A 15,288-nucleotide genomic window follows, 5' to 3' on the forward strand; every position below is an offset into this window, starting at 1 on the left:
CATAAAACCACGACTTAAAAACTGTCCAGCGCAGGCACGAAATGCCGGTGCGGTGCTGGAACGACTTGTTAGCATTGTTTTAAAACTACCGATTTAACAGGATCCGCATTAGAACCAAGATTTGGGATGTGCAGAGAGATGATACTCTCAAGCGAGTAAGCGGTCTCAATAGCCTGTTCCGCTTGGCGGTTATAGTTTCGATTGAAAAGACCGTTAAGATCTATTACGTCTTTTTTTCCGCTCCAAACATCTTCAAAATCCTCTTTACTTATTTCAGCATACATTGACCCACCACCATGAGCCGCAGCTTGGATGCTTACCCAGTAGCGAATCTTTTCGTTACTGGAGTTAAACAATAGTACACCCTTGTTTCGATACAGTTGAAATTCCATTTTTTCTCTCACTCGCTCACTAAATTTTCAGAAAAAAATACAAATAATTCTAGCTTAACTATATTTTTCGTATAACTCGTACTGAGATGCTAACAGTTTACTAGATAGCGCCAACTATATAACCCGCAGATTTGTAAGCCAAGTAATTTATGGCTTCACCGTATAACCCCAAAATAATAATTTAATTGGGCTGAAATAAATTTTAAGTCAACCAAATGGTTGAACTATTCTCTCAATTAATTTTAGAGTTATACAGCGAGATCATTACCACTTAAAATAACAATAACGTGTTCCGGCTATTGCTGCTTTAAGTGGCAAAAGAAAATAAAAGAATGCTGCGGGAGTGTGCGGCTCTAATAAGTCTCACCGCGAATATACTGTTCGAGTTGCAAGATAAGATGTTTTTGCTCTTCCATAATATTTTCCAACAAATCCCTAATTGAAAGCATGGCGAGGATTTTGCCATTCTCAACTACCGGCAAATGGCGGATACGTTTTTCGGTCATCAGTTCCATGCAAACTTCGGTGGTTTGATCGGGTGCAACTGTGAGTGGGTTGGGGGTCATGATGTCGCGCACATCAGTGGTTTGGGATGCGCGCCCCATAAGTGCAACTTTGCGCATGTAGTCGCGCTCACTGATAATGCCAACGAGCTTGTCGTTTTCTGTGACGAGTAGGGCGCCGACGCTTTTATCAGTCATGAGTTTGATAGCGTCCCACACGGTAGCGCTCGGTGCGATGCTATGGGTTTCGGCATTGATTTTTTCGCTGAGGATGTCTTTTACTTTTTTCATGGCGTTGTCCTATTCCCGGGGTGATCCACATTTTTATTGTCGACAAAAGCGTTTCGCGATTACATCTTCTATGAGATTACATTCTGCTTCGGGGCTTTACAAATATTTGTTCGTGCATAAGGAGCCGATGTACCCAATTGTTTCGCTATTAGTAGTTCACGGGTAGATCTGCCTCTTGCACCGCTTTTGAATTGTTAAAAACAGTCAACATAAGTAAAACCTCACGGCATTTAAGCTGCATTTGAGTTTCAATCTCCGCATCTAAGCATTTGTAAATTTTAATTTCTAATAAGAGGAATAGCCCATGCCGCAAGCTTTCAATATGAAGGACAAAGTTATTGTTATCACCGGTGCAAGCCGTGGGATTGGTCGAGGGTTGGCAACATATTTCGCGGAGCAGGGCGCGCATGTTGTGGCATTGGCGCGTAATTTGGAGCAGCTTAAGGCACTGCAGACCGAGATATTGGCTAATGGTGGTGCATGTTCTTGTCATCCATTAGATGTGCGCGATGTGCCATCTATTCAAGGAGTATTTGACAGTATTGTGGCTGAGCTCGGGCGCATTGATATCCTGATCAACAATGCCGGCATGGGTAAGCCGATTCCTGCCATTGATATCACCGAGAGCGATTGGGATGAAATGATGTCGCTCAATATGAAAGGCACTTTCTTTTGTGCGCAAGCTGCTGCGCGCCATATGTTGCCGAAACAATACGGTCGCATTGTAAATATTAGTTCGCAAGCGGCAGTCATCGCGATTGATGGTGAAGCGATTTATTGCAGCTCCAAAGGCGGCATTAATCAATTAACAAAAGTCCTGGCGCTGGAGTGGTCAAAACAGGGTGTTACGGTGAATGCAGTCGGGCCAACGTTTACTTACACACCGGGCACTGCAGAGCGTTTGGATAATCCCGAATTTCGTGCTGGCGTTTTAGCAAATATTCCACGCGGTCGTATCGGTAGCATTGAAGATATAGCGACGGCTGTACAATTTCTTGCAGCAGATTCATCGGACATGGTTAATGGTGCTTTCCTATTAACCGATGGTGGCTGGACAATTATTTAATTAATATTTTAATAAAGGAGAAATTTTATGATCGAAAAGCTGCAAGCATTAAATCCAAAATTGAATATTAAATCAGTCGATAGTCCTGAGTTCTCTCGCTATGGTCGTGTGCTTACTGAATATGATTTCAGTGAGTTAATTGATTTAATGAAAGATTATCCAGTGCCCACTACAACCAACACATACATTCCAGAGGTTGAAGCCACGCGGGACTTACCTATTCACGCACTGCTTAGTCAACAACTTTATGGAGAAATGCCAATTCAAATTGGTTTTGGTGGCGGCCATTGTTTAACGCTTAACGCACTTGAGTGGCATAAAGGCAACGAGGTGGATGTCGCAATTACCGATTGGGTTGTAATGTTGGCGCAATTGCAAGATATTAAAGACGGCCAGCTCAATAGCGCCGATGTACAAACGTTTTATGTAAAGCAGGGGCAAGCGATTGAAATGTACGACACCACCTTGCATTACTCACCCTGCAATGTGAATGACGATGTATTTAAAATGATTGTCATACTTCCAAAAAATACCAATTTTCCGCTCGACAAAAAGCCTGCTAAAAATGATTTACTAGTTGCAAAAAATAAATGGCTAATTGCCCATGCAGATGCCTCATCAGAAGTGGAGCGTGGCGCCTATGTGGGAATTGTCGGGGAGAATTTGCGGTTGTTAGTTTCGTAATAATAGGTGCTTATTATTAAGGTTAAATAACGCGGGTTACTTGCTGCAACCCGCTCTGCTTACAATACTAACTCAATGCAATTTTAATCGTGGGCGCAACCAGCGATTAATTCTTCCTGCCAGCATTACCAATCCGGTTTTGATAAAGCCATAAATAGCGACTTGATGCATACGATAAAGCGAAATATAAACCAGCCGCGCTAAACGTCCTTCAATAAACATAGTGCCCTTACCCAAATTACCCATAAGGCTGCCAACCGTTGAATAACTGGCAAGGTTTACCAGGGAGCCGTGGTCGGTATATTTGTAGGCTTTAAGTGGTTTATTATTTAACAGTGCGCGCAAATTTTGGTAGCAAGTGCTGGCCATTTGGTGGGCAGATTGCGCGCGCGGTGGCACGCGTGAGCCATCGGCTGAAATAAATTGCGCGCAATCGCCAATTGCAAAAATTGTTTCGTCACGAGTGCTTTGTAAAAATTCATTGACGTGAATTTGGTTGATGCGGTTAGTTTCTAGCCCGGCGATCTTAGCCATAAAATCCGGTACTTTTATTCCTGCCGCCCACACCATTAAGTCTGCCGCAATCAATTCACCATCTTTGGTGTGCAATCCTTCGTTGGATGCCGACGTAATCATGGTATTGAGTTTTACATCCACATCTATTTTTACAAGCTCGCCGTGCGCTGATGCAGAAATGCGCTCCGGTAGTGCGGGTAATATGCGCGGGCCAGCTTCAATTAAAGTCACTTTTAGTTGGGATGTTGTAACTTCGTTGAATCCGTAATTGTGAATATCTGCCACGGCGTGATGCAACTCTGCCGACAGTTCTACACCCGTGGCGCCACCGCCGACAATCGCGATGCGCACCTGGCTATCTGCGCTTGGCAGGCGTTGAATACGCAGTAATTGATTGAGAAGCTTATTGCGGAATTTATGCGCTTGCGTTGGGCTGTCGAGAAAAATACAGTTTTCTTTTATGCCGGGTGTGTTGAAATCGTTTGATGTTGATCCGATAGCGAGCACCAGATAATCATAATCAATACGTGTTGACGGCAAGAACTCTACGCCGTCATCGTCGCACATAGGCGCAAGCACAATCTGCTTGGCGGTGCGATCTATATCGGCCAATGTACCCACGCGGAAATAAAAGTGGTTGTTGATAGCGTGGCCACGGTAACTCACCGCATCTACACCTTCGTCCATAGTGCCCACCGCAATTTCATGCAGCAAAGGTTTCCATAAATGGGAGGTGTTGCGATCAACTAGCGTGACATGTGCGCGTTTGCTTTTTCCTAAAGTGTTACCCAATTTTGTGGCAAGTTCCAGTCCACCGGCACCGCCACCCACAACCACGATTTTTTTCATGCACTAATCCTGAGTCAATTGTTTTGAAAACGGAGTGTTGTTTAGAGCTAATTATTTCCCAGAAAATAACGCGCCAAAGGGCGCTCAATAAATCTGTAGGTGTTTTGGTTTATGGCAGCCGTAAATTTCGTGTTTGCCAGGGTTTTGTTGCCACCTATTAAATCTTTGTAACCCGTATAAAAATAATATTCAGTTTTTTCGCAACTGGTATGCGCCTGCTTTTTCAAATCATCTGCGCTCATACGCGCACCCCAGTAGTTAAACAATGCTTGTTCCCAAGGCGTATTTACGGAAACCTTTTTGCTGATTGGCCAGGGTTGTAGTTGTGCTTGTTGGGCAATTAAATCGCTTTTAATTAAATCGTACACGCTAAACTTTTCACGGCTTTTAACATAATTGGAAAATCCTGCGGCAGCATTTTTCCAGTCACCTTTGTTCATGTAAATTTCGTGATATCCGACATCGCTTAAGCTATAGCCTTGACCAACGGCTTGTTGCAGCAGCGCAAGCGCCTCGTTGTGATAGCCGAGGCTGGAAAGGTTTTGTGCGTTAAGGCTAATGCTCTCTTTGGATGCTTTAATATCAAGCGCGATCTTTGCTTCGTTTAAGCCTAATTGCTTCAAGTTTTGATCAAAAAAAGATTGGGATAACGCAAAGTGCAGCGCTTGGTTCTCGGGGTTCAAGGGCATGGCTAGTTGATAGTATTTGCCGGCCTTGCGAATATCGGTAGTGTGCTCGTAGCTGCAGCCATTAACATCGGCGCGCTTGGTGTAGGTATCTGCAATTGCTTGATACAGCTCTGCCGAATTTGAAATATTTTCAGCACCTGATTTCAATGTGGCTATTGCCAACGCAAAATAACGATCTTCCCGATAAAGTCGCGCGAGTTGGATGTAGGGTATATCTGTTGTTGGTGATTCGTGAATGGCATCCAATAAAACTTCACGTAGTGCCTGGCGATTAGGCTGACGATCTTTTTCTTGTTGTACGATAAGCGCGCCAAATTTTGCCAATGAAGGCGGATTGATATCCGCGTGCGAAGATTCAGGCAGCTGCATGAAAACAACTTTTGCTTTTTCAAATGCAGTTTCGTCGCGGCCGCGCAATATGTTGTCATAGTGAATGTTGTAAAGAGCTTTTAATACTGCACTGTTGCCGGGGAACTGCTTAATAACTTCCGTTAAGTAAGTTTCGGCGAGTTGTATTTCCTGCGGGTTTTTACTGCGTATGCCATTTTGCATGTGCAGGTAGCCCAAGCTATAGAGAGGCTCTGAATTGCTGGGGTCTTGCTGTGCGGTTTGGATGAGCTGGCTGACAGTATCGGAGTTGTTAAGTTTGCGCGATTCCTGAAAATGACTAGACATTTTATGCTCATTCACAGGCACTAATACCGACGCTACACGTTCGGCTTTTTTTTGCGTTGTGCAACTGGCAAGCAGCATTAACAAGACAAGCGTAACTACATATTTCATGGTGTGCACTGGAATTCAGTATCCGCGTTAAAGGTCAAAGCCCAATTCTTCTGCTTTGGCAAAAGACTTTTCAGAATCGTAAAGTAAATTGTTGTAGCCTTGCGCTAAACCGAGCACGTAATAAGCCTCAGCATTTTTTGGCTCGCTCTTTACTGCTTGTTTGGCTGCCTCCAAGGCTTTGTCATAAGTACCATTTTTTATTTGCAGTTTGGCCAGAGCGATAAAACTTTCTGCTTTGCCGGTTTTTGCAGCGGCTTCTTTTAATGAAGCTAAATCTGCTGCGTTTTTGTCGTAGCTATATACCAGTGTCCATTCGCTAGCTTCGAGCAGCTGATGAATTTGTTCGTAATAACGTGCGTATTCCTGCGCTGAAATGCGAGTGGCTTTCACAATTAACTTTATGTCGACCACGTAATTGCCATTTTCTTCGCGGCCTTTTTGTGAGAGAGAGAAAAATTCATTATCAAAATTTTGACCTTGGCTGGCGACATTAACAACGTGGTTAGCTGAGGGACGGCCAAACACAATATGGGTGGATATAGTAAAGCCCGGGTCAACTTCATATTCCTGGATGCGATCTTTAGGCTTATCCAGGCCGCGGAAATCGGTGAAAAGATTAATTAATTGCGTGATATTAAATCCATAGGTAAGTGGCTCTTTCGGGCCGCTCCACACGTTGTTGAATTTGTATTGGCCGTTAAGATTAAAACTTTGCCACAAGCTGTCTGCATTGTTGGCGGTAACCTTGGTGACTTCGGCGCTGGAATAAATATGGCCAACCATTTCACGAAAACTTTTGTCGCGTTCACGCGAGTATTGCCATATACCACGCAAGCGCTGCTCAAATTCACCGCCCAGTTTTAAGGTGAAACTGCCTTCAGTGTTTTTGCCTTCAAACTTATCGAACACTAAATCCAAATGTGCGAAGTGTTTGTCGTTAGTGAGCGCAGGAATAGTAACTATGTTTTCCGTTGCGTCGTTAACGATGAGTGACGGTTGGCCTTCAAGCCCCACGGAGAATCCGGGAAACAAGCCTTTATCACCGCTAGTATCCATCCATATTTCTTCCAGCCCTGCTTGTGCTGGAATATGCACAATCATGTGGTCGAAACTGACGCTAGTGATCTTCATGTCGGGAATGCCGCGCGAACGAGTGATAACCAATGCAGGATCGGCTTTTATGCCCAATTTGCGCAGCATAGTGACGGCGAGAATCGTTTGGTCTTTGCAATCGCCGTAGCCATTGGTCAGCACTTCAAACGCGTTGTGGGGTTCATAACCACCACGACCAACGTGAGCAAATACGTAGCGAACTTTTTCTTGCAATGTTTGGTAAACCGCTTTTACTTTTGCATCGGGTGTCGTTGCTTTTTTGCTAAGGTCGGCAATTAATTTTTCCAGATTTGCATCGGTTACTACATGAGGCGCACTTAATTGATTCGCCCATTTCGCAATGTCTTGCCAAGAGCCCATGGTGCTCGCGCGCAATTGTGTGCTGCGGCGGTCATCACGGGGCATGCTGTCTTGCAACACGATTTTCGGTAAATTTTTTCCTTTCCATGAGAGTATTTGTTGATTGCCTTTTTCCTGACGTGAATAATTAATACCTATATTGTTTAAATCATTGCTAAACAACACCACATTTTTGGGCGCGGTGATGCTCAATTCAGTATTGCTAATGGCGTCTGAGCGAGAGCCTTGCCCTGCGGCGCGGCCTTCCCACCAATTCATGCTAAAACTGTCGAACCATTGGTTGGGAACAATTTTTTTTGTGTCGGTGTACCTATATTGGAACTCAATCACCGAGCCTTTGCGCACGTTAGGTAATGAAAATAATAAATCTTTCCGGTCCTGGTAAAAATTTTCGTCGCTGGGGCTTTGAATCTGGGTTGCATCGGGTTTGATGCTATCCATATCACCTTCCGGCGTGCGCACGTTGGCAAATTCAAGATTTATATCTTCATAAAAGCTGTTGAAGCTAATACTGATTTGGCTGTAATCGCGTACGGCTTCGTCGCTGTTGATATAAATGGCTACATAAGAAACCGAGTGGCTTAGAAAATTTTCATCGATAGTAATTTCGGTCTTGCGGGAAATAATTTCCGCTTCTGCATTTGGATCATGTTTAAATTGTTTTAGCAGGTTTGCCAAAGGCGGTGTAATTCTCACCACGTTTTTTGCGGTTGTAGCGCTAACAGGGTTCGGCAGAGGCGCCTCGGCTGAAACCTGTAAGCATGTAGTTGCAACTATTAGGGCAAACAATACGGCAATAGACTTCGTCATTGGGATAAAGATTTTCCTGAATTCAAACGCGATACTAGTTGGCAGAAATTTTTTAATAGAAATTATTTAATCGAAAACCAGCAACCGTCTTTAGCGCTCGCAAAAATTGCGTCGATAATTTTCATGTTAGCGAGTGCATCATTAAGCGGAGTTGGAACCGAATTTTTTTGGTTCACACTTTCGGCAAATGCATCGGCCATATTGCGATAATGGTCGCTTGGAAGCTGTACGATTTGTTCGCGGACTCCATCGCGCTTTAATTCAATGTGCGTGATGGTGTCAGCAATCGGATTAAAAGGTAGTGGAATTAAAATGCTGCCTTGCTCGCCATGAATTTCAACATATTGTTCGCCTTCACTTTTGGTGGTGGCGGTAAAGGTTGCGTTGCCTTGCGCAAATTCCATAATGCCAGATACAAAACAATCCACATCGTAACCTGCAAAAGGTGTTATTTGCCCAATCACTCGCGATGGTTCTGCATCGTAAATAAAACGCGACAGCGAAATGCAATAGCAACCAATGTCCATTAAGGCACCGCCGCCCCAATCGACATTATTGCGAATGTTATCGAGTTCGCGATTGTTGTAAGCAAAGTGAGAGTGAATGCTGCGAACCTGGCCTATGCGGCCTTCACGCACTAATTTTTTCGCCGTTTGCCACTGCGGATGGAAGCGATACATAAAGGCTTCCATCACACTTAGCTGTGGATGTGCTTGTGCAACTTTAATGAGTTGCTCTACATCTGCGGTGTTTAAACCTAAAGGTTTTTCACAGAGAACGTGCTTGCCAGCTTCAATTGCTTTAATTGACCAAGGCACATGTAAATGATTGGGAAGCGGGTTATAAATTGCATCAACATCTGGGTCCGCGAGTAATGCTTCATAGCTGGCGTGGGCGCGTTTAATTCCCAATTCTTTCGCAACTTTGTCGGCACTTTCCTGGCTGCGCGATGCTATTGCAACAACTTCGCCGAGCAGAGAGGTTTGAATAGCAGGAATAACTTTTGTGCGGCCAATTTTAGCGCTGCTAAGCACGCCCCAACGTAACTTTTGCATAAGAATCTCTTTGTGATATTGAGCAGATTGAACGGATGCCGCGCGCTGGTTTCAGCGCGCGCGTTTGAATCTATGGCTTATTGCCCTTTATATGAGTTTGCGATGTAGTCGCGCGCGTCTTTGGCATTGTTGTAACAAGCATCAAAATTTTCGGCAACTTGCATGGTGCGTGCGGCGGTTAACAGGCTCAAGGCTTTTGCATAACTCACAGTGCCGCCAAAACCTTTTGCTTTGGCTAGGGATAACTCCTTCCAGGCTGCGTCACTTTCGCTTGCGCAACTGCTGCGCATTTCAGGTTTTGCCGCACAGGCCAGTAAAAGCGCAGCGCAAATGGGAACAAGAAGGGTAAGGCTGAATTTGTGCGACATAATTAGCTCCTTTCGTGATGCCAATCGGAATATTGGTGAACAGCTGATTAGCAGGATGGGGCTTATTGTGGCGATAAGTGACGGGCTTGCCAATAAGAGAATCAAGCCCGTTAAAAGAGTTTTAGGCTTGCGAGCTTGTATGCGTCTGGGTAACTAAATGCTGATCGATAATATTGCGCGCATGGGCAATTACTTGATCCACAGGTGGCCATACATCAATCAAGTGAACATCCTGTTCGTCCAGCGGGTTTTCCATTCCGGCAAACTGGCTATCTAACAGGGCGGGGGACATAAAATGGCCCGTACGGCTGGTAATGCGATCCCCAATGGTTTCTTTGCTGCCATTTAAATAGAGCACTATGGTGCGCAAACCTGCGGACCGCAGTTCATCGCGATGTTTCTTTTTTAATCCTGAAAACGCCAGGATAGTGTGAATGTGCTGCGAATCGTTGCTTTGTAACCGATGTTTGATTGCAGCAACCCAAGGGGTTCTGTGCTCATCGGTGAGGGGAATGGCCTGTGCCATAAGTGCGCGTGATTCAGCGCTATGAAAATCGTCGCCATCAAGGTATTCATAGCCGTAGATATCGCCCAAAGCCTTTGCCAGTGTTGACTTTCCGCTACCGGAGACGCCCATAACAATGATGAGGTTGGTAGTTGCTTTAGGGTTGGAAACGGTATTTTGAGGAATCATTAAGGCTGGCCAATAAGTCATATTAATTGTGTGATGGTATCATATCGTCAAATGATAGCGCAATCATTTGTCTTGTGTTATGGTGCGCAAGGTAAGTTGAAACCATAGCTGTCTTTTGGCGGCGTGTCATCTCTAATGGAGATAAAAAAACAATGAAAGTAGCTAAACAAAGCTCTGATAAAAAGCTCACGCTGATCGATGTTGCCGTCGCAGCAGGAGTAAGTGCAATCACCGTGTCGAGAGTTATAAATCAACCTGAAAAGGTGTCTGAAGCTTTGCGCCAGCAAGTGCAAAAGGCAATCGACATGCTTGGATATATCCCGAACCAGTATGCGAGTTCGCTGGCTTCATCCAAATCAAAAGTAATTGGGGTTTCTATTCCCTCGTTATCCAACGTGGTTTTTACCGATGTGCTGCGCGGTGTTTACGATGTTATGGGAACAGCGGGTTACAAGGTGCTGTTGGTGGACACTCACTACTCGCCTCTTGAAGAAGAAAAAATGATTCGCACGCTGTTAAGTCAGTCACCTGAAGGATTGATTATCACAGGCGGTGATCAAACTAGAACCTGCCATAACCTGCTGCAAAAATCCCGCGTGCCTGTGGTGCAAATCATGGAATTGTTGAATGAACCGCTTGATATGAATATCGGTTTTTCACACTGGCAAGCTGGCTACGATGTAGTCACACATTTGATGGAAGAAGGTTACGAGCGCATTGGTTTTATAGCCGCGCGCATGGACCCACGTGCGCAACAGCGTATGTTAGGTTTTAAAAAGGCGTTGGAAAATGCCGGTAAGTCCTGGAAAAATTTTATCGTCACTACGCCTGAGCCCTCATCGATAGCAGTGGGCGGTGAATTATTTAAAAGTTTACTGGCATCAACCGATGGTACCGTCGATGCAGTTTTTTGTGTGAACGATGACTTGGCTCTCGGCGCTTTATTTGAAAGTCAGCGTATGAATATTAATGTCCCGGGCGATTTGGCCATTTGTGGTTTTAACGATATCGAAGCATCGCGCTTTGTAAATCCTTCGCTCACAAGTGTTCAGGTAAATCGATATGAAATGGGTGTAAAAGCCGCTGAGATGATCATTGATCGTTTAAACGGAAAAATGGATCAGCCCAAGGTTGTTGATATGGGATATCAAATTAAACGACGTCAGTCCTCTACCAATCGCTGATTTCAAATCTAACAATTGTTGCGTTGTACCAGGCAATCCGACAACACAATAACCATAGCGGAGAATAATTAAGTGAATACAACTGCAAGCGATGATCGTTTAGCCAAACTCAGTTGGCGTGAGCGGATTTGTTATGGTTTGGGAGACACGGGTTTCAATTTTTATTGGACAAATATTTCCGCTTTTTTGTTATTTTTCTACACCGAGGTGTTTGGTATTACCGCAGCTGTTGCTGGCTCCATGATGATTATTGTAAAAGTCATCAATGCTTTTACTGATGCTGGATTGGGTGCAATTGCGGATCGAACCCAAACGCGCTACGGAAAATATCGGCCATTTTTATTGTGGGGCGCTTTACCTCTTTGTTTTTCCGGTGTGCTCTTGTACACCACCCCGGACCTCGGTGGTCAGGGCAAAGCTATATGGGCATTTTGTACTTATCTGTTGATGATCACTTGCTACACCTTCGTCAGTATTCCTTACTCCGCTTTATCGGGTGTGATAACGGCGAATCCTGCAGAACGGGATACCATTAATAGTGCGCGCTTTGTGGGCGGCTATCTGGGAGCTGCTTTAGTAACCTGGGGAACACAGAAATTAGTGAAGCTATTTGGCCAGGGCGACGACGTGCTTGGGTGGCAATTGGCGATGGTGTTTTGGGGTGTTGCGGCATCCACTATTCTTATTACGACATTTTTGAACACGCGTGAACGTGTTGCAGCTGTGGCGACCACCCAACCAAAAATTATGGATGATATAAAAGACCTGGTTTCCAATGTGCCTTGGATTGCTGTTTTCACGTTGAATTTAATGGTGATGATATTGCTAACCCTGCGCACAAGCACAACGCTTTATTATTTTAAATATTATGTAGGTAAGCCTGATTTTTCTGCGCAGTTTCTACCAATTTTTATGTTGTCGGCGGTGGCCGGTGCTTTCTCCGCTCCCTTCCTCTTGCGTTTTTTTGAAAAGAAAGCCTTGCTAATTTTGCTCATGCTCGCCACGGGTATATTTTCCGTAGCATTTTATTTTGTTCCACCAGATGGAATTATTTATATGGTAATTCTTCAGGTGCTTATTGGCTTTGCCTTGGGTGTGAAGCCGCCGCTGACATTTTCAATGTTGGCAGATACTGCCGATTACAATGAATGGAAGCGTGGACGTCGCGCCACAGCTATGACATTTGCAGCAGGTGTGTTTTCGCAAAAGCTGGGCTCGGTGCTGGCCACTTTGTTTATCACAGCAGTGTTTACCGCGTTAGGGTATCAAGCTAATCAGGAGCAAACCGCAGACTCATTAAAAGGCATTGTGTTATTAATGTCGTTTATTCCTGCTGCCCTTGCGTTTTTATCAGTCGGCGCTTTGGTATTTTACAAATTAGATAAGCTCACCATGACAAAAATTCAGGAAGATTTGTTGGCGAGAAAAACCCAAGTGTAAATTTATATATGCATTTCAGCGCTGCTTTAGGCAGCGCTTTTTTTTAACTTTATCAAGATACGGATCAGGTAGACATCATGTTACAACCCACACACAACGGCGAACGTTTTGATTTAACAACTCCTACTGCAATGCCGCGTGCTGCAGGTTTTTTGTGGAATCAAAAAATGATGATGCAGATGACTTGTCGCGGCTACGCAGTTGCGCAGTTTATGCAGCCTGAACCAGCAAAATATGCTTACGCCCCTAATCTGGAAGCAAAAACATTTATGCAGCCAGAGCAGCCCTATTATGCGCATCATCCAGGCCGATTCTTTTACATTAAAGATGATGAAACGGGCAAATTTTTTTCTGCTCCTTATGAGCCTGTGCGTGCGCAATTGGATAAATTTAATTTTTCCGTTGGTAAAAGTGATCTGGCCTGGACAATTGAGCATCTCGGTATTCGCGTAGAAATGAGTGTGAGCTTGCCGGTGAATGATGTCGTAGAACTGTGGAGTCTGCGTGTTACAAACATCTCTGGCGGTGCACGCAAGATAAGTGTTTATCCTTATTTTCCAATCGGTTTTATGTCATGGATGAATCAGTCGGCAGAGTACCGTGCAGATTTAGGTGGCATAGTTGCCAGTTGCGTAACTCCCTATCAAAAAGTGGCTGATTACTTTAAAAATAAAAATTTCAAAGACAAAACTTTCTTCCTGCACGATCAGGAGCCTAGCGCCTGGGAAGCTAAACAAGAAACTTTCGAAGGCGAGGGTGGCCTGCATAATCCTTCAGCATTGCAGCAGGAGTTGTTGGCAAAAGGTGATGCGCGTTACGAAACACCGGCAGCAGTTTTGCAATATCGTTTGCATTTGGGTGAAGAGCAATCGCGCGAATTGCGATTTATTTTTGGACCCGCGTTTGACCATAACGAAATCGCTCAATTGCGCGCTAAATATTTAGGCAAAGATGGTTTTGAAAATGCGAAGGCTGAATATGAGGCCTATGTAAATGCTGGTCGCGGCTGTCTGCAAATTGAAACGCCCGATAAAGAGCTTAATAATTTTGTAAACCATTGGTTGCCGCGTCAGGTTTTCTATCATGGTGACGTAAACCGTTTAACAACAGATCCGCAAACGCGCAATTATCTGCAAGATAATATGGGCATGAGTTACATCAAGCCGCAGGTTACCCGCGCTGCATTTTTACATGCGCTCAGTCAGCAAGAAGCCAGTGGTGCTATGCCCGACGGAATTTTGTTGGCAGAAGGCGCAGAGCTTAAATACATCAACCAAATTCCCCACACAGATCACTGCGTATGGTTGCCCGTTTGCTTAAAAGCTTATCTGGATGAGACTAATGATTATTCCATTTTGAATGAGCAGGTTAAGAGTGCGGAGGGCGATGAATCCTTTAGCGTGTTCGAGCGCATTAGCCGTGCAATGGATTGGTTACTGAGCGCGCGCGATTATCGTGGTTTAAGTTTTATTGCCCAGGGCGATTGGTGTGACCCAATGAATATGGTGGGTTACAAAGGCAAAGGTGTATCGGGTTGGTTGTCGGTTGCTACAGCTTATGCATTGAATTTATGGGCAGATATTTGCGAGCATGAATCGCAAGCTGAATTTGCAAAAAAATTCCGCGCTGGTGCGCAGGACGTGAATGAATCCGTCAATAAATATTTGTGGGATGGTGATTGGTTTGCGCGCGGTATTACTGATGACGATGTAGTCTTTGGTATCAGCAAAGATCCTGAAGGTCGCATTTATTTAAATCCGCAAAGCTGGGCAATTTTGGGTGGCGCTGCCAGTGAAGGTCAGCGCGAAAAAATGTTAGCTGCTGTTGAGCAGCAATTGGAAACTCCTTATGGTGTCACCATGTTTGCACCTGCTTACACTGCCATGCGCGATGATGTTGGTCGTGTTACACAAAAGCATCCGGGCTCAGCAGAAAACGGTTCGGTTTATAATCACGCTGCCGTGTTTTATATTTACAGTTTGTACACTGTTGCGGAAAGTAATCGTGCGTATAAATTATTGCGTCAAATGATTCCGGGACCAAGCGAGCAAGATTATTTACAGCGTGGTCAGTTGCCGGTGTTTATCCCAAATTATTATCGCGGTGCCTATCATCAATATCCGCGTACTGCGGGTCGTTCCAGCCAATTATTTAATACAGGTACTGTGTCCTGGGTATATCGTTGTTTGGTGGAGGGCTTGTTTGGGTTGAAAGGCGATGCAACCGGTTTGCAAATTAATCCGCAATTTCCCAAAGAGTGGCAGCACGCCAAGGCAGTGCGCGAATTCCGCGGCGCAAATTTCCATGTGAATATTCAGCGTGCCGATGTGGCAGAAATTACTGTTACGCTGGATGGTGTGAAGTTAGCTCAACCGCATATCGATAACATAGTGGCGGGCAAAAATTACCAAGTGGATGTAGTCTTGCCGTTGTAATCAATATCTGAAAATAAAAAAGGCGCTCATATCTCAGGATAGAGCGCCTTTTTTAT

General features: G+C 44.6%; 13 protein-coding genes. 5 read left to right on the forward strand and 8 right to left on the reverse strand.

Going from position 1 to position 15,288, the window contains the following annotated elements; translation table 11 throughout:
- Window positions 1-68: 68 nt before the first annotated feature.
- Entirely contained in the window at window positions 69-392 is a 324-nt protein-coding gene (locus IE104_RS00865; RefSeq protein ID WP_189415169.1) for a hypothetical protein, read from the reverse strand.
- A gap of 353 nt (window positions 393-745) precedes the next feature.
- Complete coding sequence (locus tag IE104_RS00870; protein ID WP_189415171.1) at window positions 746-1,186, reverse strand: CBS domain-containing protein; 441 nt, start codon at window positions 1,184-1,186, stop codon at window positions 746-748.
- A gap of 304 nt (window positions 1,187-1,490) precedes the next feature.
- Between IE104_RS00870 and IE104_RS00875 the strand changes: the two genes are divergently transcribed.
- Both IE104_RS00875 and IE104_RS00880 read left to right on the forward strand, forming a co-directional pair.
- On the forward strand, window positions 1,491-2,252 hold the full coding sequence (locus IE104_RS00875) for an SDR family NAD(P)-dependent oxidoreductase (RefSeq protein WP_189415173.1): 762 nt from the start codon (window positions 1,491-1,493) through the stop codon (window positions 2,250-2,252).
- A 27-nt stretch (window positions 2,253-2,279) separates the two neighbouring features.
- Window positions 2,280-2,936 (forward strand): DUF4867 family protein, encoded by a 657-nt coding sequence (locus IE104_RS00880; RefSeq protein WP_189415175.1) that lies wholly within the window; start codon window positions 2,280-2,282, stop codon window positions 2,934-2,936.
- Between the two features lie 72 nt (window positions 2,937-3,008).
- Here the strand turns inward: IE104_RS00880 and IE104_RS00885 are convergent, their stop codons facing one another.
- The 6 genes from IE104_RS00885 to IE104_RS00910 form a co-directional block, all read right to left on the reverse strand.
- The gene (locus IE104_RS00885; RefSeq protein WP_189415177.1) at window positions 3,009-4,301 is read right to left on the reverse strand and encodes an NAD(P)/FAD-dependent oxidoreductase; all 1,293 of its coding nucleotides are present in this window, start codon (window positions 4,299-4,301) and stop codon (window positions 3,009-3,011) included.
- 47 nt (window positions 4,302-4,348) lie between these two features.
- Window positions 4,349-5,773, reverse strand: coding sequence for a tetratricopeptide repeat protein (locus IE104_RS00890; protein ID WP_189415179.1), 1,425 nt, complete (start codon window positions 5,771-5,773; stop codon window positions 4,349-4,351).
- Between the two features lie 27 nt (window positions 5,774-5,800).
- Window positions 5,801-8,056 carry a DUF3857 domain-containing protein gene (locus IE104_RS00895; protein WP_189415181.1) on the reverse strand — a complete coding sequence of 752 codons (2,256 nt, stop codon included), beginning with the start codon at window positions 8,054-8,056 and terminating at the stop codon, window positions 5,801-5,803.
- Between the two features lie 62 nt (window positions 8,057-8,118).
- On the reverse strand, window positions 8,119-9,111 hold the full coding sequence (locus IE104_RS00900) for a Gfo/Idh/MocA family protein (RefSeq protein WP_189415183.1): 993 nt from the start codon (window positions 9,109-9,111) through the stop codon (window positions 8,119-8,121).
- A 77-nt stretch (window positions 9,112-9,188) separates the two neighbouring features.
- Window positions 9,189-9,479 (reverse strand): hypothetical protein, encoded by a 291-nt coding sequence (locus IE104_RS00905; protein ID WP_189415185.1) that lies wholly within the window; start codon window positions 9,477-9,479, stop codon window positions 9,189-9,191.
- Between the two features lie 121 nt (window positions 9,480-9,600).
- A complete protein-coding gene (locus IE104_RS00910; RefSeq protein WP_189415187.1) occupies window positions 9,601-10,173 on the reverse strand; it encodes a gluconokinase in 573 nt (190 codons plus the stop codon).
- A gap of 152 nt (window positions 10,174-10,325) precedes the next feature.
- Between IE104_RS00910 and gntR the strand changes: the two genes are divergently transcribed.
- The 3 genes from gntR to IE104_RS00925 all read left to right on the forward strand — a co-directional run bounded on the left by gntR (window position 10,326) and on the right by IE104_RS00925 (window position 15,232).
- Window positions 10,326-11,357, forward strand: a complete 1,032-nt coding sequence (gene gntR, locus IE104_RS00915) for an HTH-type transcriptional regulator GntR (protein WP_189415190.1) — start codon at window positions 10,326-10,328, stop codon at window positions 11,355-11,357.
- A gap of 72 nt (window positions 11,358-11,429) precedes the next feature.
- Complete coding sequence (locus tag IE104_RS00920; protein WP_189415192.1) at window positions 11,430-12,797, forward strand: MFS transporter; 1,368 nt, start codon at window positions 11,430-11,432, stop codon at window positions 12,795-12,797.
- Window positions 12,798-12,874: 77 nt separating this feature from the next.
- A complete protein-coding gene (locus tag IE104_RS00925) occupies window positions 12,875-15,232 on the forward strand; it encodes a GH36-type glycosyl hydrolase domain-containing protein (protein ID WP_189415194.1) in 2,358 nt (785 codons plus the stop codon).
- Window positions 15,233-15,288 lie beyond the last annotated feature (56 nt).

Origin of the sequence: Cellvibrio zantedeschiae, assembly GCF_014652535.1 — a bacterium.
Classification (GTDB): domain Bacteria; phylum Pseudomonadota; class Gammaproteobacteria; order Pseudomonadales; family Cellvibrionaceae; genus Cellvibrio; species Cellvibrio zantedeschiae.

Bases quoted from the DNA above. Each gene is read 5' to 3' on its own strand.
- IE104_RS00865 (WP_189415169.1), bottom strand. From the start codon at position 392: ATGGAATTTCAACTGTATCGAAACAAGGGTGTACTATTGTTTAACTCC.
- IE104_RS00870 (WP_189415171.1), bottom strand. From the start codon at position 1,186: ATGAAAAAAGTAAAAGACATCCTCAGCGAAAAAATCAATGCCGAAACC.
- IE104_RS00875 (WP_189415173.1), top strand. From the start codon at position 1,491: ATGCCGCAAGCTTTCAATATGAAGGACAAAGTTATTGTTATCACCGGT.
- IE104_RS00880 (WP_189415175.1), top strand. From the start codon at position 2,280: ATGATCGAAAAGCTGCAAGCATTAAATCCAAAATTGAATATTAAATCA.
- IE104_RS00885 (WP_189415177.1), bottom strand. From the start codon at position 4,301: ATGAAAAAAATCGTGGTTGTGGGTGGCGGTGCCGGTGGACTGGAACTT.
- IE104_RS00890 (WP_189415179.1), bottom strand. From the start codon at position 5,773: ATGAAATATGTAGTTACGCTTGTCTTGTTAATGCTGCTTGCCAGTTGC.
- IE104_RS00895 (WP_189415181.1), bottom strand. From the start codon at position 8,056: ATGACGAAGTCTATTGCCGTATTGTTTGCCCTAATAGTTGCAACTACA.
- IE104_RS00900 (WP_189415183.1), bottom strand. From the start codon at position 9,111: ATGCAAAAGTTACGTTGGGGCGTGCTTAGCAGCGCTAAAATTGGCCGC.
- IE104_RS00905 (WP_189415185.1), bottom strand. From the start codon at position 9,479: ATGTCGCACAAATTCAGCCTTACCCTTCTTGTTCCCATTTGCGCTGCG.
- IE104_RS00910 (WP_189415187.1), bottom strand. From the start codon at position 10,173: ATGATTCCTCAAAATACCGTTTCCAACCCTAAAGCAACTACCAACCTC.
- gntR (WP_189415190.1), top strand. From the start codon at position 10,326: ATGAAAGTAGCTAAACAAAGCTCTGATAAAAAGCTCACGCTGATCGAT.
- IE104_RS00925 (WP_189415194.1), top strand. From the start codon at position 12,875: ATGTTACAACCCACACACAACGGCGAACGTTTTGATTTAACAACTCCT.